Source organism: Psychromonas saccharinae (assembly GCF_051201515.1).
Lineage (GTDB): Bacteria > Pseudomonadota > Gammaproteobacteria > Enterobacterales > Psychromonadaceae > Psychromonas.
Genome location: NZ_CP195153.1, coordinates 2,703,735 through 2,727,122 on the forward strand (window position 1 = coordinate 2,703,735; position 23,388 = coordinate 2,727,122).

The 23,388-nt window shown below is 40.5% G+C and carries 25 protein-coding genes; all 25 read right to left on the minus strand.

Annotation, left to right across the window (positions count from 1 at the left end):
* Nucleotides 1–11: 11 nt before the first annotated feature.
* The 25 genes from ACR30L_RS11925 to ACR30L_RS12045 all read right to left on the minus strand — a co-directional run bounded on the left by ACR30L_RS11925 (nucleotide 12) and on the right by ACR30L_RS12045 (nucleotide 23,300).
* The gene (locus ACR30L_RS11925) at nucleotides 12–3,215 is read right to left on the minus strand and encodes a hypothetical protein (protein WP_435234476.1); all 3,204 of its coding nucleotides are present in this window, start codon (nucleotides 3,213–3,215) and stop codon (nucleotides 12–14) included.
* The gene (locus tag ACR30L_RS11930; RefSeq protein WP_435234477.1) at nucleotides 3,216–3,602 is read right to left on the minus strand and encodes a hypothetical protein; all 387 of its coding nucleotides are present in this window, start codon (nucleotides 3,600–3,602) and stop codon (nucleotides 3,216–3,218) included. It abuts the gene before it with no gap.
* Nucleotides 3,599–7,207, minus strand: a complete 3,609-nt coding sequence (locus ACR30L_RS11935; protein ID WP_435234478.1) for a tape measure protein — start codon at nucleotides 7,205–7,207, stop codon at nucleotides 3,599–3,601. Before ACR30L_RS11935 ends, ACR30L_RS11930 begins: the two co-directional genes overlap by 4 nt.
* Before the next feature lie 122 nt (nucleotides 7,208–7,329).
* Nucleotides 7,330–8,067: a hypothetical protein gene (locus ACR30L_RS11940; RefSeq protein ID WP_435234479.1), complete on the minus strand. Its 738-nt coding sequence runs from the start codon at nucleotides 8,065–8,067 to the stop codon at nucleotides 7,330–7,332.
* Nucleotides 8,068–8,082: 15 nt separating this feature from the next.
* The gene (locus ACR30L_RS11945; RefSeq protein ID WP_435234480.1) at nucleotides 8,083–8,499 is read right to left on the minus strand and encodes a hypothetical protein; all 417 of its coding nucleotides are present in this window, start codon (nucleotides 8,497–8,499) and stop codon (nucleotides 8,083–8,085) included.
* Nucleotides 8,499–9,092: a phage tail protein gene (locus ACR30L_RS11950; RefSeq protein WP_435234481.1), complete on the minus strand. Its 594-nt coding sequence runs from the start codon at nucleotides 9,090–9,092 to the stop codon at nucleotides 8,499–8,501. Before ACR30L_RS11950 ends, ACR30L_RS11945 begins: the two co-directional genes overlap by 1 nt.
* 1 nt (nucleotide 9,093) lies before the next feature.
* Nucleotides 9,094–9,393: a hypothetical protein gene (locus ACR30L_RS11955; RefSeq protein ID WP_435234482.1), complete on the minus strand. Its 300-nt coding sequence runs from the start codon at nucleotides 9,391–9,393 to the stop codon at nucleotides 9,094–9,096.
* Nucleotides 9,394–9,398: 5 nt separating this feature from the next.
* Nucleotides 9,399–9,716, minus strand: coding sequence for a capsid cement protein (locus ACR30L_RS11960; RefSeq protein ID WP_435234483.1), 318 nt, complete (start codon nucleotides 9,714–9,716; stop codon nucleotides 9,399–9,401).
* A gap of 75 nt (nucleotides 9,717–9,791) precedes the next feature.
* The gene (locus ACR30L_RS11965; RefSeq protein ID WP_435234484.1) at nucleotides 9,792–11,795 is read right to left on the minus strand and encodes a ClpP-like prohead protease/major capsid protein fusion protein; all 2,004 of its coding nucleotides are present in this window, start codon (nucleotides 11,793–11,795) and stop codon (nucleotides 9,792–9,794) included.
* Nucleotides 11,782–13,224, minus strand: a complete 1,443-nt coding sequence (locus ACR30L_RS11970) for a phage portal protein (protein ID WP_435234485.1) — start codon at nucleotides 13,222–13,224, stop codon at nucleotides 11,782–11,784. The genes ACR30L_RS11965 and ACR30L_RS11970 overlap by 14 nt, the downstream gene beginning before the upstream one ends.
* Before the next feature lie 7 nt (nucleotides 13,225–13,231).
* Nucleotides 13,232–13,441, minus strand: a complete 210-nt coding sequence (locus ACR30L_RS11975; protein ID WP_435234486.1) for a hypothetical protein — start codon at nucleotides 13,439–13,441, stop codon at nucleotides 13,232–13,234.
* Entirely contained in the window at nucleotides 13,438–15,540 is a 2,103-nt protein-coding gene (locus ACR30L_RS11980) for a phage terminase large subunit family protein (RefSeq protein ID WP_435234487.1), read from the minus strand. Before ACR30L_RS11980 ends, ACR30L_RS11975 begins: the two co-directional genes overlap by 4 nt.
* Nucleotides 15,537–16,013, minus strand: a complete 477-nt coding sequence (locus tag ACR30L_RS11985) for a DUF1441 family protein (RefSeq protein ID WP_435234488.1) — start codon at nucleotides 16,011–16,013, stop codon at nucleotides 15,537–15,539. Before ACR30L_RS11985 ends, ACR30L_RS11980 begins: the two co-directional genes overlap by 4 nt.
* 177 nt (nucleotides 16,014–16,190) lie before the next feature.
* Nucleotides 16,191–16,406 carry an HP1 family phage holin gene (locus ACR30L_RS11990; protein ID WP_435234489.1) on the minus strand — a complete coding sequence of 72 codons (216 nt, stop codon included), beginning with the start codon at nucleotides 16,404–16,406 and terminating at the stop codon, nucleotides 16,191–16,193.
* Nucleotides 16,381–16,653: an Rz1-like lysis system protein LysC gene (gene lysC, locus ACR30L_RS11995; RefSeq protein WP_435234490.1), complete on the minus strand. Its 273-nt coding sequence runs from the start codon at nucleotides 16,651–16,653 to the stop codon at nucleotides 16,381–16,383. The genes ACR30L_RS11990 and lysC overlap by 26 nt, the downstream gene beginning before the upstream one ends.
* A complete protein-coding gene (locus tag ACR30L_RS12000) occupies nucleotides 16,565–16,930 on the minus strand; it encodes a hypothetical protein (RefSeq protein ID WP_435237470.1) in 366 nt (121 codons plus the stop codon). Before ACR30L_RS12000 ends, lysC begins: the two co-directional genes overlap by 89 nt.
* Nucleotides 16,927–17,481: a transglycosylase SLT domain-containing protein gene (locus ACR30L_RS12005; RefSeq protein ID WP_435234491.1), complete on the minus strand. Its 555-nt coding sequence runs from the start codon at nucleotides 17,479–17,481 to the stop codon at nucleotides 16,927–16,929. Before ACR30L_RS12005 ends, ACR30L_RS12000 begins: the two co-directional genes overlap by 4 nt.
* Nucleotides 17,399–17,710 carry a hypothetical protein gene (locus ACR30L_RS12010; protein WP_435234492.1) on the minus strand — a complete coding sequence of 104 codons (312 nt, stop codon included), beginning with the start codon at nucleotides 17,708–17,710 and terminating at the stop codon, nucleotides 17,399–17,401. The genes ACR30L_RS12005 and ACR30L_RS12010 overlap by 83 nt, the downstream gene beginning before the upstream one ends.
* 82 nt (nucleotides 17,711–17,792) lie before the next feature.
* Entirely contained in the window at nucleotides 17,793–18,488 is a 696-nt protein-coding gene (locus ACR30L_RS12015; protein WP_435234493.1) for a hypothetical protein, read from the minus strand.
* A gap of 445 nt (nucleotides 18,489–18,933) precedes the next feature.
* Nucleotides 18,934–19,263 carry a hypothetical protein gene (locus tag ACR30L_RS12020; RefSeq protein ID WP_435234494.1) on the minus strand — a complete coding sequence of 110 codons (330 nt, stop codon included), beginning with the start codon at nucleotides 19,261–19,263 and terminating at the stop codon, nucleotides 18,934–18,936.
* A gap of 194 nt (nucleotides 19,264–19,457) precedes the next feature.
* Nucleotides 19,458–19,637, minus strand: a complete 180-nt coding sequence (locus ACR30L_RS12025; protein WP_435234495.1) for a hypothetical protein — start codon at nucleotides 19,635–19,637, stop codon at nucleotides 19,458–19,460.
* Between the two features lie 566 nt (nucleotides 19,638–20,203).
* The gene (locus ACR30L_RS12030; protein ID WP_435234496.1) at nucleotides 20,204–20,614 is read right to left on the minus strand and encodes a hypothetical protein; all 411 of its coding nucleotides are present in this window, start codon (nucleotides 20,612–20,614) and stop codon (nucleotides 20,204–20,206) included.
* Nucleotides 20,604–21,389: a hypothetical protein gene (locus tag ACR30L_RS12035; RefSeq protein WP_435234497.1), complete on the minus strand. Its 786-nt coding sequence runs from the start codon at nucleotides 21,387–21,389 to the stop codon at nucleotides 20,604–20,606. The genes ACR30L_RS12030 and ACR30L_RS12035 overlap by 11 nt, the downstream gene beginning before the upstream one ends.
* A gap of 615 nt (nucleotides 21,390–22,004) precedes the next feature.
* A complete protein-coding gene (locus tag ACR30L_RS12040; protein WP_435234498.1) occupies nucleotides 22,005–22,586 on the minus strand; it encodes a hypothetical protein in 582 nt (193 codons plus the stop codon).
* A gap of 177 nt (nucleotides 22,587–22,763) precedes the next feature.
* The gene (locus ACR30L_RS12045; protein ID WP_435234499.1) at nucleotides 22,764–23,300 is read right to left on the minus strand and encodes a GNAT family N-acetyltransferase; all 537 of its coding nucleotides are present in this window, start codon (nucleotides 23,298–23,300) and stop codon (nucleotides 22,764–22,766) included.
* Nucleotides 23,301–23,388: the final 88 nt, after the last annotated feature.

Here is a 23,388-nt window from a genome sequence, read left to right on the forward strand (position 1 = left end):
ATAAAATCATTTTAGATAACTACTTTGTTGATATTGCCTCGAATCTGCAAGGCAAATTGATCGCTTTCTAATGCATTAGTGCGATCGCCCTGTAAGATTGTTCTAATTACATTGAGCTGATAAACAGCACCATATGTATCAAATCGTAATACATTGTTAGTGGACCACCCAGCACCCCAACCCAACTTATTTAACGTGAAATATGGTTTCCCTGAAACGGGATTGATAGGCGCAAAATCAGTATTGATATCACCAACAGCAATTTGACCGATGTTCTCCCCAATCAACTTAAATGCTGTGCTTGAAGTAAATACGATAGCCATGCGCTCAGTGATACAACCGTCATTTGTTACTTTTATAGGGTATAACGTGTCGTTATAAGCAACAGTGGCTTCGCTCCCTATTAGCTTGTCACTAAAAACACCGGACCAAGACTTTTGATCAAACAAGTTGGTGTAACGAGCAAAAAGATCACCTGCAATTAATAGTGATGCCATTTTTGATTTGGTGTAGTCATAGTTATGAGATAATGATTTTGATAATTTAACGGCTCCTGAAATATCAACATAAGTGAGTAAAGCTATATCCTCGAAACGATATTCAATATCAAAAGTTCCATCAGTAGGGAAGAATACGGTACCAGCGTCTAGATCAATACCTGCATCACTCGCTGTTGTCGTACAAGTCGCAAGCCTAACTTCAAGCTGAACTGTATCACCCGCTTCAACTGTAACTGTTTCATTATTATCTTGATAAACAACAACTACATCGCCTTTTTCAAAGATAACCACACGGCCATCTGACGGCAACTTAATAGGATCTATACCAACTTGATCTGCATCTAACGGGAGGTAATTATAGCTAACACAATTGTATTTAATATCTAAGGCTTCAACCAGATTTTCATTAAACAATTTAACAATACCTAGCTCATGGTTTATTGTCCCTGAAAAACCGCCACCGGAAATTACACCATTTTCATCTGCCGTACCGAGTTGGTGGGTACCGTCTGCAGTTATTGCATTTATTTGTAACGATCTATTCGCGACAGGGTTCCCTTTTGTAATAAAAACTGCATCCTGTAAGTAAGACTTGTTTAGATATTTAAATACGCCTGAAACAACACTTATACTATCGTCTCCTTCACTCCACTGTGTTAATGTTAAAAGATTTGTATCGCGGTCAAATGTGCCGACTTGCGCACCTCTTACTTTTGCTAATCCTTCGCTTACTGTTATTTCGTCTCCGTTAAAATTTAAAACTAAGTTATCATCAACAAGCTCTCGGTTTTGGTGGTCAATCCATATTGAAACCTGGTCTAGAGTAAAGTCAAAAGTTCCACTTTCTATAGGCGCTGTGGTCCCAGTTACCGTTGCCTTTTCAAAATCTAGAATAGACTCGACCATATTACATTTTACGCTAACTCTATCTGTATTTATGACGGTCCAGCCACCAAAGAAAGAAAGCTTTTTACCCCATTCTCGGTGCGTAAAGTAAGAGGTAAGGAGGTCCTTAGATATTGTCACATCACCTGTAGCGCTATTGTAGGTGCCGACTTGCGTTGTCCAGGCCAATGAGTCATCAAGTGCCGATTCTCTCCACTTCAATACTCGACCTAAATCAGCATTAAAGAATAACGTTATCGCTTTTGTTTCGTATGTGTAATTCGATCTGTCATTCTCATCTGAATAATCTGATGGCGAGATAATGATTGAAATTGAATTGGGGTGTTTACTTGTACCAACATTAAACATGTAGTCAGTATCATTTTCTGTAACTTCCATTGATGTGTTAACATCTTCGATAATATCAACACCACCTACGTTCTCGCTCCAAACAGAAGTTATTATTGTTCCTGGTTCCGGCAATATATTTGGTGTGAAATTAACTCGATTATTTTTGACATACCCAGTCGCATCGCCAGTTATAACGCTATCGGTACAAACAGCTACCTTGTCCCCATTATCCCAAGTAAATGTCATATCAGCACTGTTTGGGACCGTCGGTATTTGTGCAACTACTTTAGAATTTAACTCAAAATCGCTATCTCCAACAAGTTCACTATTTGCATTGACGTTGCCCCATTGAAAAATAATTTCGCTTTTAACGTCTGGTAATGCTCCTGTCGTAATTGTTACATTACCAAAAGCATCGAGTGTGCCTGCGCCGTGAGATTCATCCTCCCCCCTTAAGGCTCCTGTGCCATCTTCTGTTAATGTATACCAATTACCTTGCGTCATATATTTTACAATCAACGTACCTAGCGAAGGTGTTGGTATTAGTGTTTGAACATAGACATACCCTTGGTTTTCTATATCGACAAGTAATGATTGAGATTCTAAGAACATCGGAACAGTGGTCGTGCTTGTTCCATCTGCGCTAGTGTTTGCAATTGCATCTACTAATTCTGCGATAGGTTGATTCACAATCGCATTGTCGATACGTGCAGAAGGCACTAATTGATTATAAATGCCCTCAACCTGAACTGATTTACTGCCAAAGGTTCCATTATCAGAAAGTTGTTTAGTACCGTAATATTTACTAGCGTCTGCTACTGAAACCTCATAAACCCTAGAGTAACTAAGTTGACTCATGTACGGGTTTGGTGTTCCACCTTTAAACCCATATCGCAAAGGTTCTGATATTTCACAAGTTACTATTTTAAGGTCAAATGCGCCGTACACTTGTATTTCAAAATCTAATATTTCTGAACTAACATTGATTAAACGACAATATTGCTCACTATCGTTTTCCAAATCGGATACCACCAAAACGTCCCCCGCATTCGGTACATCTCTAGAGGTACGTTGCATGAGCTTAATGGTTCGCTGTCCTTTAATATGGTCATAAAAAAGTTCACCGCCGTACTTCGCACCGACAGTGAGATACTGTTCTATCAAATCTGCAGTCTCTTCTCGCTCGATGTAAGGGTCATTAACGCTCATTAATGTAACTTCAACCATATCATCGACAGGTGTTTCCGAAAGCCCTATAGTTGAGCCGTAGTAAGTTTCATCCGAGTCTGCATCAACCTTTAAATGAACTGAACGAATATTTACAACACCATAAGCACGGTCTAAATCCGAAATATCAGGAAAGATAGAATTATGCTCACCAGAAATAATTTCCTGGTCGGTCATCGCACCGCCACCGTCTGACTCATCGGTCATTACTTTTGATTCAAATAGCTTTATGTCGTCTTTATAAATTGTCATTTAGTCTAAGACCTCGATTAGTTTTAGGGTTTCAAGCGTGTATTGGTCGTCATCACCTTCTGCATCTTCAGTGTCAAATAATGGCGTAGCAACAAAGTGTTCTGCATCGCCATAATCCCATCGGACATTGAAAGTCGTACCGTGATAATTCAGCAACATAACTTGAGGGGTTAAACGTAAATTACTAATGGTGGTTGCTTCAGCGAGTGTTAACCAAGCATTGCCATTACCTTGCAACACAATAGGACGCCCTTCTTTCATTTCACCTCGACTTAAAATAAGGCGTCCGGTAATCGATGTTTTTGATTCTTGTTTAATCGCGCAGTAATCTAAATCAGCTTCCCAGCGTAGACCGCTAGGAAGTGTTATATCGTTTAATGTGATCATGCTGTCACCAGTGCATTTTTGGTTAATAGAGAAAGGAGATCTTCACTGCCAGCTTCCGTCGTCGGAACCGTAACCGTTTCACCACCAATATTGAGAGTCAGATTGACGCTTTTCGTGGTTTCGCTTGCCTCGGTGCTAGAGGAAGTGGTTTCTGTATTGGTGTCACTTGATGAATCAGATGCAGTTTCCGCTTCTGCTTTCTCAGCGCGAATGGCGTCTATCTTTTGTGCGTATAATGTTTTCGTTAATTGAATGGCTTTTTCAATATCAGCAATAGCTTGTTTACTGTTAGAGGCTTCCGCTTCCGCAAGTTGTTCGTCTAAATCGGCCAACTTACTTGCTAACTCCCGTTGTTCAACCGCTTCATCATTGCCATTTAAGGTATCAAGCTCATCTTGTACACTTGATAATGTCGATTTTGCTGTAGTTTCTAAATCTTCAAGCTTTTCCTTTGCGGTATCGATTTGGCTATATAAATTAGTCAGCTGTGTTGCATCTAAATCTTCTAAGGACTTAATCGAGCTTTCAGTCCGTGAAATTAATGCTTGGCTAGGTGTTTCAGTGGCATCAAGGGCCGCTTCTAATTCACGCAGTTTAATTGTTTGTTCAATAACAGAGACGGTTTGTTTATCGAATTCAGTTTGCGTTCTGGCCAACTGCGCTCGCCACCCAAATAAAACATTGCCGTTGCTTTCCATCCGCGCTTCCACTTTTTGAAGTTGAGCTTCTAGTTCGGATAATGAAAAAGCAGACACATCGGTGGTATCGGCCATAACTTGGAATCGTTTTTTTAACGTACCAGAAGATTCCGCAGTCTCATCCATTGCTTGTCGTTCAGCATTAAAGTCATCGGTTGTTTTTTGGGTACTTTCACTAATAACAGCACCACCTTGAATAATATTAGTCACAACACTATCTCGAGATGATTTAAGCTGCTCTGATACGCCAAGCACCGCAGCTTGCATGGATATTTCAGAACTAATGACACCATCATTCGCAGCAATTGCCGCTTTCGCATAAGCAATAAAAGCAGCTTTTTTATCATCAATAGAGGTGGTATTGGCTTTAATTAATTCATAGGATTTTCTTAATGATTCCGCCGTAAGTGCGAGTGAAGATTGGGACTCCACACCTAATGAATCAAAGGCTTCTTCAATCGCATTAATGCCTGGCGTCACCGTGGCACTTTTAATAGTAAGGTTATCCAACATATCACTAAGCTGTTGACCTGACACTTTACCGTCAGCGCCTAATTTCTCAATTTTAGCGCGTAACATTTCCACTTCTGATGTTGTGCTTAACTTAGTTAATACAGCATCAAAGGCACTCACTATTTCATTCGATGACGCTGTTGCTGAAGTGCTAATTGAACTAAACGCAGTCAATGCGGTTTGTCCTGTTTCGGTAAACCCACCGCGTAACGCATTTAAATCTAAACCTAATGCAGTAAATTGTGCCCGAAGTGGATCGACATCATTAACGATTGATTTAATACTCACGCCCAGGGCGTCAAATGTATCTGGTGCGTTTTCTTTTAATGCCGCTAACTCCTTATCATCAAGGTTTTTAAGTTGGAGGCGCAGCCCTGTTTCAATTTGGTCCGCTGTAATTTGCCCCTGTGTTTTTAATATTTCAAGTGAATCAACAACGGCTTGAATACTGTCTGTGTTATCAACGTCCATTGATTCAACAAGTTCACCAATGGCAGTTGTGGCATCGACACCAGAGCGTTGCAATGCTTCAAATTTTATCTTTAAACGCTCAACGGTTGGAATACTGGCATCATTCATTACCTGTGCGTTTTGTTTTTGACGCTGCGTTTGCTCGGCTAATGCGTCATTAGATAACCGATAACTTTGTGTTGCATCATCAAAAACAATGGTTCCTTTCTCTTCCAAAGAGAGGAACTGTTTCATACTGGTAATATTGATACCAATCTGTTTTGATAATGCTTTTAGTTTGGCCTCTTTTTCGATAGTGGTTTGTTTTGCTAACTCTGCGGATTGCTGAGCAGCACTTTCCGCTTTATTCATCTGCTGATAAGCATCAACGACCCGATAAATTTGCGTCGCCGTAAATGTTAACGCGCCGGCTAAACCCACTTTTAATGCGGTGGTTAACGTTGCAGACACGGCCGCCGTTTTAGTCATTGCGCCCTGGACTGCAAACAACGATGCCACCGCTTTCGTCGCAGCAACACCAAAGCCCAAAAACATTTGGGCAAGTTTGATTTTAAGCGCGGCTGCGCCCACATCAACGATTGCGTCTTTAAACTTATAGAGCCATTGACTCGCTGATTTCACACCCTCAACAAAACTAACTAAGCTATCTGAAATACGCTGTGCCCATGCTTTCAATGAACCATCGGCAGCCATTTCTTTGACCGTGGCATTCAATAAACTTAATTGCTCTTTTGCGTAATCTAAAGCGCCACTTTTCGCAACAGTATCAAGAAATATCTGATACTGATCTTTTAAATTAGAGACGATACCCGATAATCGGCCCATGTTGGCGGCAGCTGCCCCTTCCGCACTTTTGCCAATTTCAACGGTTAGCTGTTTAATCACATCACGGCCTAGTTTCCCCTGAGTGCTTAATTTTTGTAGTTCGAGGGTATTACGACCGGTGGCTTTTTCAAGCAGGTCCCAAACAGGCACACCACGTTCAACCAGTTGGAGAATTTCTTCACCCTGTAATTTTTGCTTTGCCCAGGCTTGCCCCAGCGCCAGTGAAATTCCCTCAACACGCTCCATACCGCCGCCGAGCTTTTCGGAAGCATCAACAATGGCTTGCATGGTGCCATCCATGGGATCTAATCCATAGGATTTTAAACGCGCAAAGGTTTCGGTTACTTCTTCAAGTTGTAACGGCGTATTTTGGGTAAACGTTTTGATCCATTCTGTGGCCTGTTCGCCCGCTTCGACGGAACCCATTAACGCATCCATTTGAATGCGCAGCCCTTCGAACTTATCGCCCGTGGTGAGCATTTCCACGCCAAGGGTTTTAATTTTGTTGAACAGTGTAGTGATACCAATCACGCCACCTGTCCAGTACGCCGCTTTAACAAAGGAAAAGTTTTTAGATTTAGCCTCGGTGGTTTCGGTTTCGTTTCCTAGGCTGCGCATTTGTGTTGCAAACTTGCCTAGGGCTGATTTTGTTTTAGTGACCTGCGAAGCGAGTTGTTTTTCTTCTTTAGTTAAATTGTTGGTATCAATATTGGCTTTGTCTAAGCCTGTTTTGACTTTATTTAACGCAGTGGTTTTAGTCAGTAATGCCGCTGCGGATTTTTTAGCAGCCGCTTCAGTGCGCTCTAGTTGAACAGCAAATTGCCCCGTTGGATCGCCTGTTTCATCAATTCGTTTACGCAACGTAACAGCGCGCTCACTCAATTGCGTATAAGCAATCGTATTTTTATCAACAGCAGCCTGCTGCGACTGAAACTGTTTGATCAGGCTTTTCTGATCTTCTAATAGTTTCAAATTAGACCGCAGTGCTTTACTTTTCCCTTGTAACGTTTCCAAGGATTGCGACGCATCATCGGCATCTTTAGACAGTAGGTTTTCTGCTTTAATTTTTAAGGAGATCAGTGTTTCTTTGAGGCTCATATAGCACCCTGTGACGTTAAAATTGCATTATTGATATTGTTGAATAGGCATAAAAAAGCCCCGTAATGTAAACATCGACGGGGCGTTATTGATGGGTAACTACTTGAGTAAAAACAAACTAATTAAGCACTAGCGGCTTCTCGTACAAAAAACTTAGATTTACCCGTGGCGGTAATGGTGTCGTCGGCAAGAACATCACCAGAGAGAGTGAACTCACCATAATCATCACCAATCAAGCTTAAGCCTTCCATGGGTGAGGGTTTCCAACGGTACACCTTCACAATAGAAGGCCTGCCATTATCATCGTTAATACCATCGAAGATCATCTTCACTTCTTTACCTGATTCAACCAGTGCTTGTAATGCAGAGGCTGCACGCGTGGTATAACTAATTTTGAGTGCTTGCCCTTCGGTAATTTCACCTGAAGAAAGTGGTTTAATACCGGCCGCAGTGATCTCAAAATCTGTCCCTTTGACGTAGGTTTTATCAACGTCATCTTCACCACTTTTCACAACGACTTCTTTTGTGGTATCGAGCATTTCAATGGTTTCAACGAGTCCAGGGACAATTGCAATGGCCAATTCATCCGTTAACGTTTTAGATGCTTTAACATCTACCACACCACGTAACGACAAGGCGAGATTTGAATTATTAAATGAATCAAGTGTTGCCGATAGCGATACGCTACGAACGCGCGCTACCGAGGCAATATTACCGCCACCTGGGCGGTAAGAAGGACGGGTTTTTGTTTCTATTTCAAGTGCAAAATCTAGCGCACTCACGTTACCGACATCACGTCCATCGACATAGACGATACCCGAGCCGATATACTGCTCATTAATTGTTTCTATTGTTGGCATAATTTATCCTATTAATTAAAGGTTTTGTGTGTAAACCACGGTAACGGGTATCGTTGCCGTTATGAAATTGCCCGTACTTGCCGGTTCAAAGACGCAATCCCCCGATGCTTTGAAGGAAACGACTAAACCATTTAAGTTTTTAAGCCGATCAGTAAATAAAACTGATCGGGCATCAAAAAGCAGTTGTTCAAGTTCATCAAAGGCGCCCTGCTTCATCGGGACAGATAACACAATGTATAACTGACGAGAGGCTTTATAGGTTTGCTGGTTACGAACATCCAAGCTTTCAATATCGGACTGTATAACCGCTAATCGCGCCTTAATGTCAGTAAACATGGCGTAATAACCACTGCGCACTTCAATATTTTCAATGCTATCGAGACGCTGTTTAATTTCATCTCGCACCTGCAATATGGTTAGTAATTCACTCATTACATTGACTCCAATTCGTTAAGTAATTCAGAAATCACAATCTCCTGCGTTTGCGCTGAAATATCGTTACGAACATAGTTAAATGTTTGCGACACGCTTGGCCCATACAGCACTTTATAATCTTTCTGTCCACGACCAGTACGTACAGCGATTGCCATGCCATTTGCACCATTACCATTGTTAAGTGGAATATAAAAACCGGGCATAAACTTAGCCGCCCCTTTTGCTTTGACCTTAACCGTCACGCCTTTGGATTTATATCCTGATGCGATACCGCGTAATGGATCGCCCTTTGAACGGTTAGGGTGTTTGGCTTTGGTAACAATTTGCTGACCATCGAAACGGTCAAGCAAGACGCCCCGCGACTCCGCACCTAATACCCCCTCAGGGTTTTGAGCAGTGGCCCGTTGGTACACTTTGAGTTTGGAACGTATATAGGGGGCTTTAAGATTTACCTGTGATTTAATATTGTTGACCGCAAGGGTTAACGCCTTGCGTGTTGCACGATTAATTGCGCTTACTTGGGCTTTATTGACTTCACTAGAAAGTTGGTTAATACGTGCTTGAACACGCTTTATGTCATCTTCAAACATATCAAACCTCAATACCACTGTAGGTAATGAGACTGCCTTCGACGCGTATTTTTTTAGTGAGGCGGTAAACCGTATTGCCATGCGTCACTTCATCATTACGCGCAATATTGGGATGGCTTAGACGCGATAAGGTGATTTCAGTCAGCGTATCGGCACCATATTCGCCGGGATGCTCGACGTCCAATTCAACAATGGCAAAAGTCTCAACGCTTGGTCTATCATATTCATGGTAAATCACCGCATCACCCAAGCGCTTTAGTGCCTTTTGCTCTTTAAGGGCAAAGCGTTCGCTAAAGTCCATATCGATTAACCAATATTAACCATAACCGAATCATCACCACTTGCCGCACTCGCATAGGCGTAACCGGCTAAGGTATTATCCGTTGCGGTTGTCGTTATGTCCCCGTCGCTAGTCAGGTAAACACTCGCCCCCTGCTCAATGGCGCCAGCCGCTTTTGGTAACTGCCAAACGCCACATGTATTAGTGGTGATAGCATCGCCAATTTCACCATCAACAGCCGCAATCACGACTTTTTTACCAACAATAATCGGATCGCCTGATTTGGTTTTAGCGATTAAGACAACATCCATGGTGTTACCCGGTGCTACATAATTTTTAGCCATAATTAATTCTCTCTTTCTTGAAATTTAGGGAATAAAAAGCCCCTGATAATCAGAGGCTAGTTGAGGGGGGAAAAATTAAACGCCCGTTGAACGGACAAAACCACGATGATCTAATGGCGCAACACCGGCATCAATACGTACTTTTGTTGATACCCCATCCACATTGAAACCTTCTTGTTGTTCAATATACGGCGTATCGATACCATCAAGGTAAGCCACTTCAATGGTATCTTGCCCTTGCGCAGCAGCCATGTAGAACTTGGTCGCGCTATCATCATCTAAACGCGGCTCACCAATAAACTGCGCAAAGTTTTGTAATGGGTTGATCACCCCACTGTTCACATCAGCCCCTTTCACGGACGCGCTGCGAATGGTTTGATTTGCCTGTGCTTCTAAAACCGTTGGACCTAAGATAAACGCAGGACGGATATTTAAATTACGCTGTCCCGATTTTTGTTTACGCATTTTTTGACGCAATGCATCAAGACTGTTGATGTCATTAATGGCGCCGGCACCATCATTGCCGTGAGTAGCATGGAACAAGGCAACACCATCGCTCATTTTTGGATTACTGGTTAAAATCGCATAAACCAAATCACCAATGGTCGCTTTTGCAGCGCGCCCCATCATGGTTGGAATGCGGGTTAATCCTGATAAATCATCATTGATAATGGCTTGACGGGTGATCGAAAAGATCTCACCGTAGGTGGCTAACGCAATTTGTTCAGCGCGATCCGATGCGGTAATGTATTTGTATTCAGCCCCTTCTTTCACTTTTCGTAATGAACCCAGTTCATCTAAGCCCACGCGATTTGATGTTTTAAAATCGCTCAAGGTGCCTTTGTTGGTCCACTTTTCAAAGGTTTCTTCGGAGTCTTCCCAACCTTTAAGCAATGATTTATGGGCAACATCAATTAAGATTTGGCCAAAGTCAGAGCTGGTATGGGTAAATGCCATACCAATCATGGCCAGTGGTGACTGTGTTGCACAGGCAATACCACGATCAGCTAATGAGGCACGCGCTAATTCACGCAGGTTATAGTTATTGTAAATATTATCGGCTTGACGGGCTTGGTGACCGGCTCGCGCCATAATGGCAGCTGATACACTATCACCAACAATATTGCCGTTCCCTGCATGAATGTGCGATTGGTCCTGTGGTGCTGCCGGTGTGGTATCTTTACCTAAGAACGCCAATACTTTATCCTTCGCGGCATCAATGCTGCAGGACATATCAAGTAGACATTCGTTTTCGAGGTCTTTATGTTTACCACCAAAGTTAGCAAAAATATTACTAATACCGGTGCGACGTGCTGCTTCATCTGCTTGTACTTTAGCAAGTATGTCAGCTTCACTTTTAGGTGCTGGCGTATCATGTGAAGCAGCTGGCGCAGCGGGACTAACGGATGCTTTAGGTTTAAGTAAGGCTTTTAGTTTTTCTGGCATGGTGTAATTCTCCATTCGTTTTGAATTTGCATAATGCGTGGTTTGGGATTGAGGACTTAATTCATCCGCAAAGCCTGCTTCAACCGCTTCGGTGCCATTGAACCAAGTTTCTTCTTTTAATAAATCGGCGATTGCGTCGGCACTTAACCCAGTTTTTTTCATGTAGGTTTCGGATAACGTCACCTCTACTTTATCGAGTAAATCGGCATAGGCGCGTAGGTCATCGGCATCACCGACTTGTCCGCCCCAGGGCTTGTGGATCATCATAAAAGCCGTCGCGGGCATAATGATTTTGTCAGCAGCCATAGCAATAACACTGCCCATTGATGCGGCCAATCCATCAACATAAACAGTGACATAGGCATCAATACCTTTTAGTAAGTTGTAAATGGTGATCCCTTCAAATACGTCGCCGCCTGGACTGTCGATACGCAGTTCAATATTTTTAATATCACCTAAGGCTGCCAGCTCTTGGGCAAAGCTTTTTGCGGTGACGCCCCAGCCACCAATTTCGTCATACAGCTTAATCACTGCGCTGTTATTACTTTGTGCCTTAATTGAAAACCAAGAATTAGCAGGAACATCACTCGCGTTGGCTTTCGGCATAAATAGACCGGATTTATTCTTTTTCAAGGTTTTCTTCCTTCTTGGTTGTCGTGTTAATTGGGGTAGGATTTTCAGCTTGCTCAGCATCCACTTGACGTTTAACTTCACGTGGTGATTTACCACGACTGCGGATCCATTCCGCATCACTTGCGACACGGTTTTCTTTTAAGGTCGCCCATGCTTCTGCTTCTTTTTTGGGATCTATCCAAGGCATGGAAGGCGCTAAATACAGCGCATCAAATAATGTGTCATGGTCTAAATCTGCAGGCAGTGTTAAATCATTGAGTAATTCCATCTCTAACCAGTTGCGATAAACAGGACGAGACCATTGCGCAACAAATTCATCTTGAATAACTTCATAACCTATTGTGGATTCAACTAATTCCTGACGCTGTGACGAATAAGATCCGCCATAATCACGGGCAACTGAGCTATAACTGCCCCGCACACCAGAAACAACCGCCTTTAATTGCCCACTTCGCCAAGGCACAACCTGGGCACTAGGCCGATTAGATTCGACCATTCCTACTTCTTCGCCCGGTTTTAATTCATCAAAGGTCGAACCCGGCGCTAAATCAAAATGACGAGGCTCTTCGGCTTCATTCTCAACGTCATATAAATCAGGCGAGCCTTTTTTAATGTACATACCTAATGCTGCGGCGATTCGTGCAGCGACACGCTCAGATTCTTCGTACTCTTTGAGATCACTTAAGCGGGTAATAATGCCGTGAAATAAGGTGACACCCCGTATTTGATGAATGCGTTTTATCAAGGCTAAATGCAGCATTTTATCGGCAGGAACTATTTTGCTTTTGGTGCTAAAGGCTTCAGCGGGGTGATCATACAAAATATGGTACCCGGTCGCGCGCCCCCAGGCGTTTAATTGGATCCCTTGATTAATTCGTTTACTCAGGTCGCTCACAATGGGAACAAAGTCGGCTTCTAATAATTCAATCGCATATTGAGTACTGGTTAAGTATTGGTAACCGGCGACTTTACCTTTAAGTTGTTGAGCGAACATTTCACCGTCTCGCAACCAGGAGCGTAAAACCAATCGTTCCATTTGCGAACGGGTAAAGCGCCCTGTCACTTCTGGTTTTAAACTCCAGTTTTTAAACTTTTCACTGATCTTCTCTGCCAGTTTTATATCAATTTCACCGGTTAATTTACGCGGTTGTGGCTCAATCATAATGCCACTTGGTCCAATGACACGCTCTTCAAACTTATCCAATATACCTATCGATATATCGTGATTCTCATCAAGCCAACGCGCCTGTTCACGGAGCGATTTACCCGCCGCAAAAACAGCTTGATTAGCACTGCGACTTTCTTTTTTAGCTTTATGCACACGGCTCGGTGTAGCAGCTTCATAAGCGCGAACTTTATGTCTATTTTCTGAACGTGACGACGCCCACCCAGGCGCGATGGCCAAGATGCTTTTTTCAAATAAATTCATAGAAGTCCTAAATAAAACGAACCGTTTTAGGTGATGTACTGCGGCGGTTAAATCGTAATAGTCGTCGTTCCCATTCCTGTCGCCCTTCGCGAATTGCATCAAGGCTTTCAGACTGAAACATACGATTGCCGATCATGACATTCTTACCATCAAGAACGTCAATTTCTGCTTGCTCATATTTGGTGATCATTTCAATACATTTTGCTTTCGTTATCATAACCAGCTACTTCCTTTATTGGTGTTCGATAAAAACCCACTACTGGCTTTTTTCTTCTTCGCTTTAGGAATAGGCTCCGCTTTAACGGCGACATGATTGGCTGCTTCATTGGTTAATAAATTTGGATTTGTTGCCCAGTCTTTTGCCCAAGCAGGTGGATTGTCCCACTTTATTTTGTCGTAGCCTTTGAGTAATAAAATCGCGTTCGCATAACAAAACAAATCAATCGCTTCATTACGTGCCCGCGCGGATATTTTTGTCCATTTACCATTGCTGCGTACTTCAGCGGTTAACTCTTCATAAAACCATTCCCCTATCCAATCAGGAAAATGAATATAATTAGGTCCCGCCTGGTCACGCTCTAATGCGGCGCTCAATCTGTCTTTTAATTCGTTGGTTTGCAGTAAGTACAGCGGCACATCACCAAAGGCTTTGGCTTTACGTGCCGAGTTATTGGTATTATCCGGAAAAGTTTGTCTAATAATTTTACTGTTTACCGCACTCGCCCCTTTCACTAAAAAGAAACGACGATGTAACCCTGTCACTTTTAATCGGCGATAATATTTATAGGCATTATCAGAAACACCATCTTCACCACCATGGTCACAGGCTGTAAACTGTATGGGCATTCGACGACCGGAATCATCGTCTAATTGATATGTTTTATGGATAACGTCCGAGGTGATCAGATCCCAATCTTCTGCATAACCTGCAGGATTAATTCGTTCAACCACACCATCGTCGTCACTTCTTGTTGAATATTTAATGTTATAGCGATCAATCAGCCAACGTTCACCACTGACGCCATAACCAATAACTTGAACAACAAAACGGGAGCGTCTCCCCCCTTGTACATCGATGGTCGCAACCAGAAAACGAACGCCACGTGGAACAAGCCGTTTTTTACCTGATTCAGCACGTGCCATCAATTCTTCAACGGTACAATTATCAACACCATTACGGGGAATATAGGGTTTACCGAGATCGGTATTGGTCACCGCTTTGAGTTTTGTTTGTGAACCAGTCAGTTCATATTCTTCTTCTGCGCTTAAGTATTTATAAACTATTTGTTTCCATGTTTGGAAAGCGGCTGCCGGTCCCTCCATCCAAAAAGAGGCAATGCGACTTTTACGCGCCTCTCCACTCACCACCCCGTGTTTATCGATCACTTCCCCTTCTTTTAACCACACGCCCCGTTTATTAAGCCCGCGCTTTTGATGACTATCAATTCGACCACCACAATGAGGGCAAACCATATAAACACTATCCGAAGCCGTTTTAGCATCGGGGGCATTGTCATAACCCGCAAAGGTTTCATAAACCGGCTGAAAATATTCTTGGCAGTCTTGGTGTGGGCACTGCCAATATAATTTACGGCGATCACCTTGGTTGTAGAGAGAAATAATGCCCTCACAAGGTGGTGCCTCATGCGGTGTCTTTGCTCGCCAACGGGGATCTTCAACATCAAAGCCCGGAGAGCTTTCTGCCATGGTCATACCAGAGCTCATAAATGTCGTCGTTCGTTTACTCGCTAATGAAAAACCATCCCCTTCACCATCGATATCAGTATCCCAACGGTCATAATCGGTTAATGCAACATAACGATAATCGGAGGAACTCAAGACATTGATTGAAGGCCAGCCAATTTTCAAATAGGTACCGTCACGAAATATTTTATCGTGTACGTTATTATCATTACGAAATGGACTTAACCGTTTATTAAGTTCAGGGCTCACACGCAAACAGCGATCAACCCGCTTTTTACTAAATTCTCGCGCTTTCTCTTCGGTTAGTTGAACAATCAACATATCCGAGGGATCGCAAATTAATACATGGGTTAACCACCCCTCTATCAACCCGTTCGTTTTTCCCGTTCTGGCTGGACCGACGAATATCACCGCATCATATTCTCGCGACGCTAAGCAATTCATCGGTTCAATCACATAAGGCGCTAGACTTGCATCCCAAGGAATTGAATTTGCACCACCTTTAGGAACGCGCATAAACTTTTCTGCCGCTTCGGCAACGGGCATACGTAATGGTGCGGCAATACTTTGTGCGATATCTAAACGGATACTAACAGGATCGGCATAATTCATAATTGGCTCACCTTTTCAGCAATAGAATTACGCAGGTCATCGACCTTTTCCTGAATCATCACAACAACATCTGGTGATAAACCACAATCGCGCTCTAAAATATCGGGTAAAATTTCTAACTCAGCCAACATGGGTTTAGCCAGGTTGGCCATTTCGTTTCTTACTTCTTCGGCAAGACATAATTGCCCGGTTTCAAGTTCAAATTTGAGGCGTTCTGTCTCAGACCGATACCATGACAATCGGTCACCAGGTTTTAATAAATTAGGATCGACTAAAGATCCACCTGATCCAGCTGTTCCCGCACTTTCAAAAACCGCCGCTCCCGCCTCAGAAAGTAAATATAAATCGGCATTTCCCTCACGCCCTGAAGGAATGACATTTGCCTGCTTAAGCCTTTTGCGAACTGTGTTTCGCCCAAACCCAAGCATCTCTCCAATCTGAGAAATATTGTATTGATGCAATGGTTTGTTCATGCCAATCTCGATGTGAATTTAATGGGTATTTTGTGACCTGCTGCTGCTGCCCTTAGAAGCCAAAAATCAGCCGAACACCGGGAGTTCAGCGCCCCCGTGTGTGTCAGAGCGCCAGGAGTACCTTTTCAACCTATTGATTAATAATGATTTATCTTTATTTCTCATTCAATTTAAGGCTCAGCTATTTTGTTTATCAATATCAATTTCACTTTGCAACTTTGCATATTTCACCTGAAGCTTGTAAGTCTTATGCTTATAAACCCAAGTGATAATAAAGGTCATCAAACCAAGCAACATGCCAAGTAATAGTGCGATATGATTGAGTGAAACAAGCGATAATCCAGAGAGGAAGGCAGAGAACGAATAGCTAATTCGCGTCAGTAAATCGTTCATGAGTAAACTCCCGTAGTAATTGCTTGTCGTTATTACATTGATCAATAGAAGACTGTAATAATAAGATGTAATGAGTCAGTGCCTGATTGGTTCCCCCGTTCCATATTGGAGCAGGCACATCTTGAATCAATGCAGTAGGTGGTAACGCGGTAATATACTCAGTCTTTATCACTATCTCGGGTTGAGTTGAGCAACCGAGTAATAGCATCAGGAACAGGCTGATTAGCCCAGGCTTTAACTTGTTCATCTTCTTCACCAAGCTGAATGAGCTCTCGTTGTTTATGCTGTAAGTGATCACGTAATGTTTGGTTCGTCTTATATTGCTTGGCCAGCAACCTATCTCGCTCAGTCATTGATTCTTTCAACTGTTTAATCGTGGCTGAATTACCCTTTGCAACTATCTGATATTGTGCAATGTCATCTAATAAAGTTGCATTCTTAACAGTGAGATGATCAACGCTCAACCAAAGGTAAGCACAAAACAAACTTATTATGCAGATGATGATTAATAACACTCGAGTCATTTAAGCCTCCGGTAATATTCATTGATACGTCTAACATAAGTGCGTGTTTCATCAGCATGACGCCCTGTTACTTGTGGTAAACATGGCATGATGTCATTAAATAACAGCGCATTATTACAACGTATTTGCGCCTTATGGATATTGCCAGCACCCGCGTTATAACTAGCAAACATCAAATTATATCTATCTAAGACAGGACGTGGACTCGACCAAAAGCGATACATCTGACTGTCATACCAAGCGGCAGCGAGAATGTTGTGCTGAGCACTAAAAACGGAAGCACTAAATCTAAGAGAGGATTGTGCCTCCTTCCACGTAAACGGCATAAACTGACATAAGCCAGCGGCGCCAATAGGTGAAACCGCTCGAGGTTCAAAGCGGCTCTCTTGGAAACATTGTGCTTTTAGTAATCGGTAATCATGTCCAGGCATGTACCGGCTAAAAGCAGTCTTAAATTGCATTTCGTATTTAAGCGAATGCAAAGATGAAGCAAACAACAAGGGCGTAAGCAACCAACCGACAAGCAAGATAAACACTTTGATCATTTTCATTCGCCAAACTCCACCACGTTTTAAAGTTAATACTTGATATCAAATCCATAATGCGTAAAACAGACCAGAGACAAAGGCAGGCAATCACAGCGACAACAGATTTATAACTCATCGATTGAATTATTCCCGGTGGGAACGTCAACCCAACTAACACTAAGCAAATCACAATAAAGGGAATTAAGATGGCAATCTTGTCGCCACTCGTTAAGCTTTTAATTTTATTGACCATACGAACCTCAAAAAATAGATATAAAAAAGCCCCGCCCACCTGGAGAATGAACGAGGCAAAAAAGGAATTGTATTTAATTCAACTAGAAAACAAGATGAGACATTTTATTATCCCAATCGCTGCGCATCGGTAATTTATTACTGAGGTATGCACGATATAACCACTTAGCACCAACCAAGGTTAATACCGCTTTAGCTCGCATCTTCCCATTAAACTTATTTTGTTCTTCTTTGAAATAACGATCACGTGCATAAGCAACCGGCACAATGCCAGTATTAGTACGGCGTAAATATCCCATATCAATAAGTGTGTTATTAACTTGTTGAACATTGACACCGTTTAATTGTTTGCAGAACTTGGGAACAGTCACGCCAGGACAAAATTGTGCAGTGATTGTATTGCATACACCTTGAAGTCGCGTGATTTCAAATTCTGCACGCTCTTTTGCTTCTTCCGCTTGGATAACCATAAAAGCTAATTCTTTAGGGCTTAATGGTTTTTTCGATGCTTGCCACGCATCATAAACATAAGCCTGTAACTCATAGGAATAAGACATGGCCATTAAACAAGCTTCACGTTCAGGCAGGTTGTAAATAGTACGAGTGCCTTTTGCATATTTTATAAGCTCGGAAAAATTTCCGAGCATAGATTCACCTAGCACTTTCCTCATTTTCTTAACGAAATCAGAATGCGCATCTTTTTTATCACCAACACATAGTTGTGCTAAATCCAACGATGACATCGTTTGGGTATCAGGATTGATTTGAATGAGTTCCATGCTTTTCTCCAGGCATAAAAAAACCCCGTATAGCCGAAGCCATAAAGGGTTGATTGTATTTTTCAGATTAATTTAGCGCAGATACAAAAACGCCCCGAACAATGTCGAGGCGTAAAAATCTTACTTTATGGGATTTAGACTACTTCAGTGGGTCCACATTATCAAGCAGATATTTTAAATATTTAACAGTATGACTTATACCCAATCACGACTCACTTAGGCAATCTATACGTTTACAAGGCTAATTAGGGATAAAACATGTTCACCTATGATAAATATTTGAAAACGCTGTAACCCTTGCCATTATTGGGCGCATCAATTATTGCAAAAAAAAACGATCTCGGTAATGTCACGGTCTGGAAATATTTTAGATAAAGGATACTGGTGTTTGGAAACATGTTTAATATTTTTACTACAGGCACAAAAAAGGAGCTGTTTAGCCCCTTTATTTTTTTATTAAAGTTGTGTACATCGTTTTCAATGGATCATCATTATTCTGCATGGGTAACACTTTAAAGCCGTGCTTTTCATACAAATTTATTAACGACTCATTGTCTTCACACTCAATTAGTACAGTTCGCCCACCAATCAATGCTTTTACTTCTCCAAGCGTCGAATTAACTTCATCTAAAATATGCTTCAGGTTAATAGTATTGTTTTCAATAGCAGAGTTTTTAGCGAGCTGACCTATCAAGAAAGCATTCGTTTTTTCAGCATTTTTATTGAAGCCATCTAACTTTTTAACTTCACCTTTAGATAATTCAGCATCAACCAAAGACAGTTCTTTAAATGAGATAGAAAAATAGGCAACGATTTCACCAGTAGCATCACTTAAGATTAAGTAAGTACGGGATATATCGCTTTCTTCAAACCGAATAGCAGTAGAGTGGAGGAATCTTTCTACGTCTGGATTTTTAAAGCAAGAAAAGGAAAGTAAAAGCCTGGCTACATCTTGTTTGCCAAGTTCGTTTAGCAGTGCGCTAAGCTGGATAGTCGTTGTTTTAATAATTTGATACCTTTCGCGTTCTCAGCTTTACGGTCATACTCTTTAATAAATACTTTGCGGGGGCTATTAATATCAGCTTTTAACTGCCGGATACTTTTTTTATCACTCACAACAAAGTTTTTATTGAATGATGTAGTTGCCATGGCGGCCACCTCTATTGTTTATTTTTAATAATAATTGCTTTATACAATTTTAGTAGTATTAAGCACAATAATCAATCAATCTGTGTTATGTAATGTAACTTTCTATGTTTCTACGTTTTTTTCTGCCTATTGACACCTCCCCTAAATCAAGTTTATCACGCCTATGCAATCTGCAAAATCAGATGCCGGGGTTCGAAGCCCGTAAACATTAATGCGATCTAAATGGTCGTCATTTTTGAGCGGTGGCTAACAAACACCATTAATACAATATTCCTCCATTTTACCGTTAAATATGTTCTACTATGATAAATATTTGAAAACGCTGTACCCCTTGCCATTATTGAGCGCATCAAGAATCGTCAAAAAAAACGATCTCGGTAATGTCACAGTTTGAAGGAAAATTATAAAGGTTAAGAAGAATGGCAACAGAATGCTATAAAAACAAAAAAGCACCGTATTAACGATGCTTAAAATCATAATGTATTATGGCTTCTGGTAATTTATGCGAAGGTATAAAAATAACAACCCCGCTTAATTAGCAAATTTTTTATTTAATGGATAAACAATCACACTGCAACTGATGTTGAATTTGATTCAATTAATTTATCACACTTTTCGAAAAACCTTTTCGCAGTAATACAACTATTCTTTGCATTCTGTATTTCTAATATGCTGCAGAGTTTATAATCAGCTATTACTCGAGAGTCTTTTTCTTGCTTAAGCATATACGCTAATGATTTTAACGTCATAAAATCATAATTTTCATCATGCTTAGCATCAGTTTGGAGGTATTTTATCAATGCAGCATGAATTCCCTTTCCTTCATATCTAATAGGTTCATTAGATAAAATGGATAATACTTTATGATACATTGAATAATAACTGCTACTAATTGATGCTCTAATTTTAACCTCAGAGGGAGAGCCTTCAATCATCCATTCAGCAGCAGCAAGAATGTCTTCAGGTTTAACAGACATACTGCTCTCTTAAACTTTTTTCGTTCGATGGGACTATTTCAAATCTTGCAACTAATGGTAATTCATCTAACCCCATCTCAATCATTTTATCTGCTAATTCCCAATTTAAGTCGGTGAGAACTTCGTCCTCTAACTCAACATAATAAATCAAGCTGAACCATTCTTTTGAAGGTGATAAAGATAAATTAGAGTAATTTAAAATAACATCGTTGAAATTTTGAGTAATGCCTGCAACTTGCCTAGAGATTTCTCCAATGACATTTTTATCGATCCCATATTTTTTGTCAGCGATATCTGCATTTTTCATAAACATCATTAACTCATCCCAATTATCAGAGTAATTACTCAATTTATTTGTTTTAACTAACATTGATTCAATCCTTTCTATGCAAGATATATTCGGGAATGATATTAAAAAAGGGATAAAAACTTTAGCAAAATTTAAATCATCTAATAAGTTAACTTTGTCATGAATAACATTAATGATATCTAAATTTAGCCCATTTAACTGAAATGACATTAATGCATTAGTTATAGTAGCAGGTTGTTCTATATATTTAAGAGCCTGATAAGCATTTTCTCTAGCCTTTTGTTTATCACCAACGCTAGTATATATAAGAGATAAGAGGGCATGCTTCCGCTCTAGTGTTGGTTGATTCTTAACAGCCTTAATTAATCGATGCTTGCAAAATTCATTTACAATTTGGCCTTCTTTTATATAACCAAGGACTTCATCAAGTAATTCATTTGTTTCTGGTTGGGCAACTGGATTCACCAAAAATTTCCTTTAGATATAAAAGCAGATTATTAAATTATCATTACATTAACAACTTGACACAAGTGTATTAGAAAAAAAACAAATGGCAACAAGAAAAAGTAAGATATAACTTTATCCATTAGTTATTGGTACATGGCTAACAAACATGATTAATACAATATTCGCTCATTTTACCGCTAAACATTTTCCCCTATGATAAATATTTGAAAATGCTGTAACCCTTGTGATTATTGAGCGCATCAATAATCGTCAAAAAATTCCATCTCGGTAATGTCACAGTTTAAATATAAAGTCATTTTGAACTAGACTATATCTCTCTTCCTTAAATAAAAGTTAATGGACACTTAAATTAGATTACGAAAAAGTCATAATCCTTCAACTATTACTTCAATAATCATAACGAGGCTGTAGAATTTCTCCATTTTCAGAAAAACAGCCTTGATTAAAAATTTAATTACCAATTAAAACAACAAGTTAAAAATCGAAAATTTTCATAATTTGGAGAATAACTAGTTATTCTACAGCCACAACGCCTTGCTAAGCGGACTAAAGCAGGGCAGTCTTTTTTCCAAAAATGATGAACTGTTTTAGTTCCGTTTAAGCAACTTGAAACTAAGTTCGCTCATTTTCATATAACTTATATTTCTTTTCCTGAATAGTCGCTAGATATAATGCTTTCTGGTAAATGGCATTTATAGAACTATACATACGATCATATGCGCTATCACTGTCAGGATAAAATGATATAAATTGTTCAGAAACTTTTATGAAATCTTCCATTTTATGCTCTAAGCCAGTTTGATCTAAACGGTGAGCGATAAAGTTACGGATACTGTTAAGCTTTATAAAACAAGCCCATAAACTCATAGTTTCTTTACAATCAGGGTCACAATATGCCCTGCCTGCTTGTAATAAACTATGCGTATCCTTAAACACTTCTTTCAAATTTTGCTGATTAGGAAAATGGTTATAAACATATTTAGTTACTTGTTGCTCTATTAATAAATGCCCTTTCAATATAAGTAAGGTTATATCTCCATCTGTTGGCAAGGTTTTAAAAAATCCATGTAGGTTTTCAAAGTACTTATCTGAATAAGTCGCCAACAAATATGTAAAGTGCTTTATATTATCTTGATTTGATTCTAGTTTGGCTTTTTCTAATTCTTGTTGCCACAAAACTCTACTATTTTCCACAATTGCTCCTAGAACATAACGAGGCTGTATAATTTCTCTGTTTTCAAGAAAAGACAGCCATTTATAAAAACGAGTTATTCTACAACCTCAAGGTCCGCTTAAGGTGCGCCAACCGAGTGCTAAAATGAAGAACGAAGCGAAACCAGCACGCGTTTGGGGTCACTCTTAAAGCGATTGTTAAATGCCTTGCCACTCACTTGCAATGACCGACATTAAGATCTTATCTACAAACCTACCATCGCGAAAACCAGATTCTCTCATGATACCTTCATGTTGGTAGCCTGCTTTTTCATATGACTTTACAGCACCTAGATTTAGAGAGCTAGCGGTAAGTTGTACGCGATGTAAACCAAGAGTTTGAATCGCATAGTCAGTTACGACCTTTGTTACCAATGTACCGATGCCTTTTCCCCATGAGTTTTTGTCTCCAATAAGAATAAAAAACTCACCACTTCGGTTCAATTGACTTATTGAAGATATACCAGCATATCCAATCAATTGGTCACTTTGCTTGCTACATATACCAAACGATACACTTTTAGAGCCTGAATTAATGTCTGATAACCACTTTTCAATATCTGATTTTGACTGGGGATAGGCATATGATGACAAGCTATACAACGTAACTTCACGGTCACATGACCACGCGTAAAATTGCCCACAATCAGCTACCTCTAGGGACCGTAAATAGTAATCACCTATTTCTAATTTCATAATTATCCTTATCAAATCTGATTGGCATTTAACGAGGCTGTAGAATTTCTCACATTCAAGGAAACACAACCATTAAAAAATCAATAAC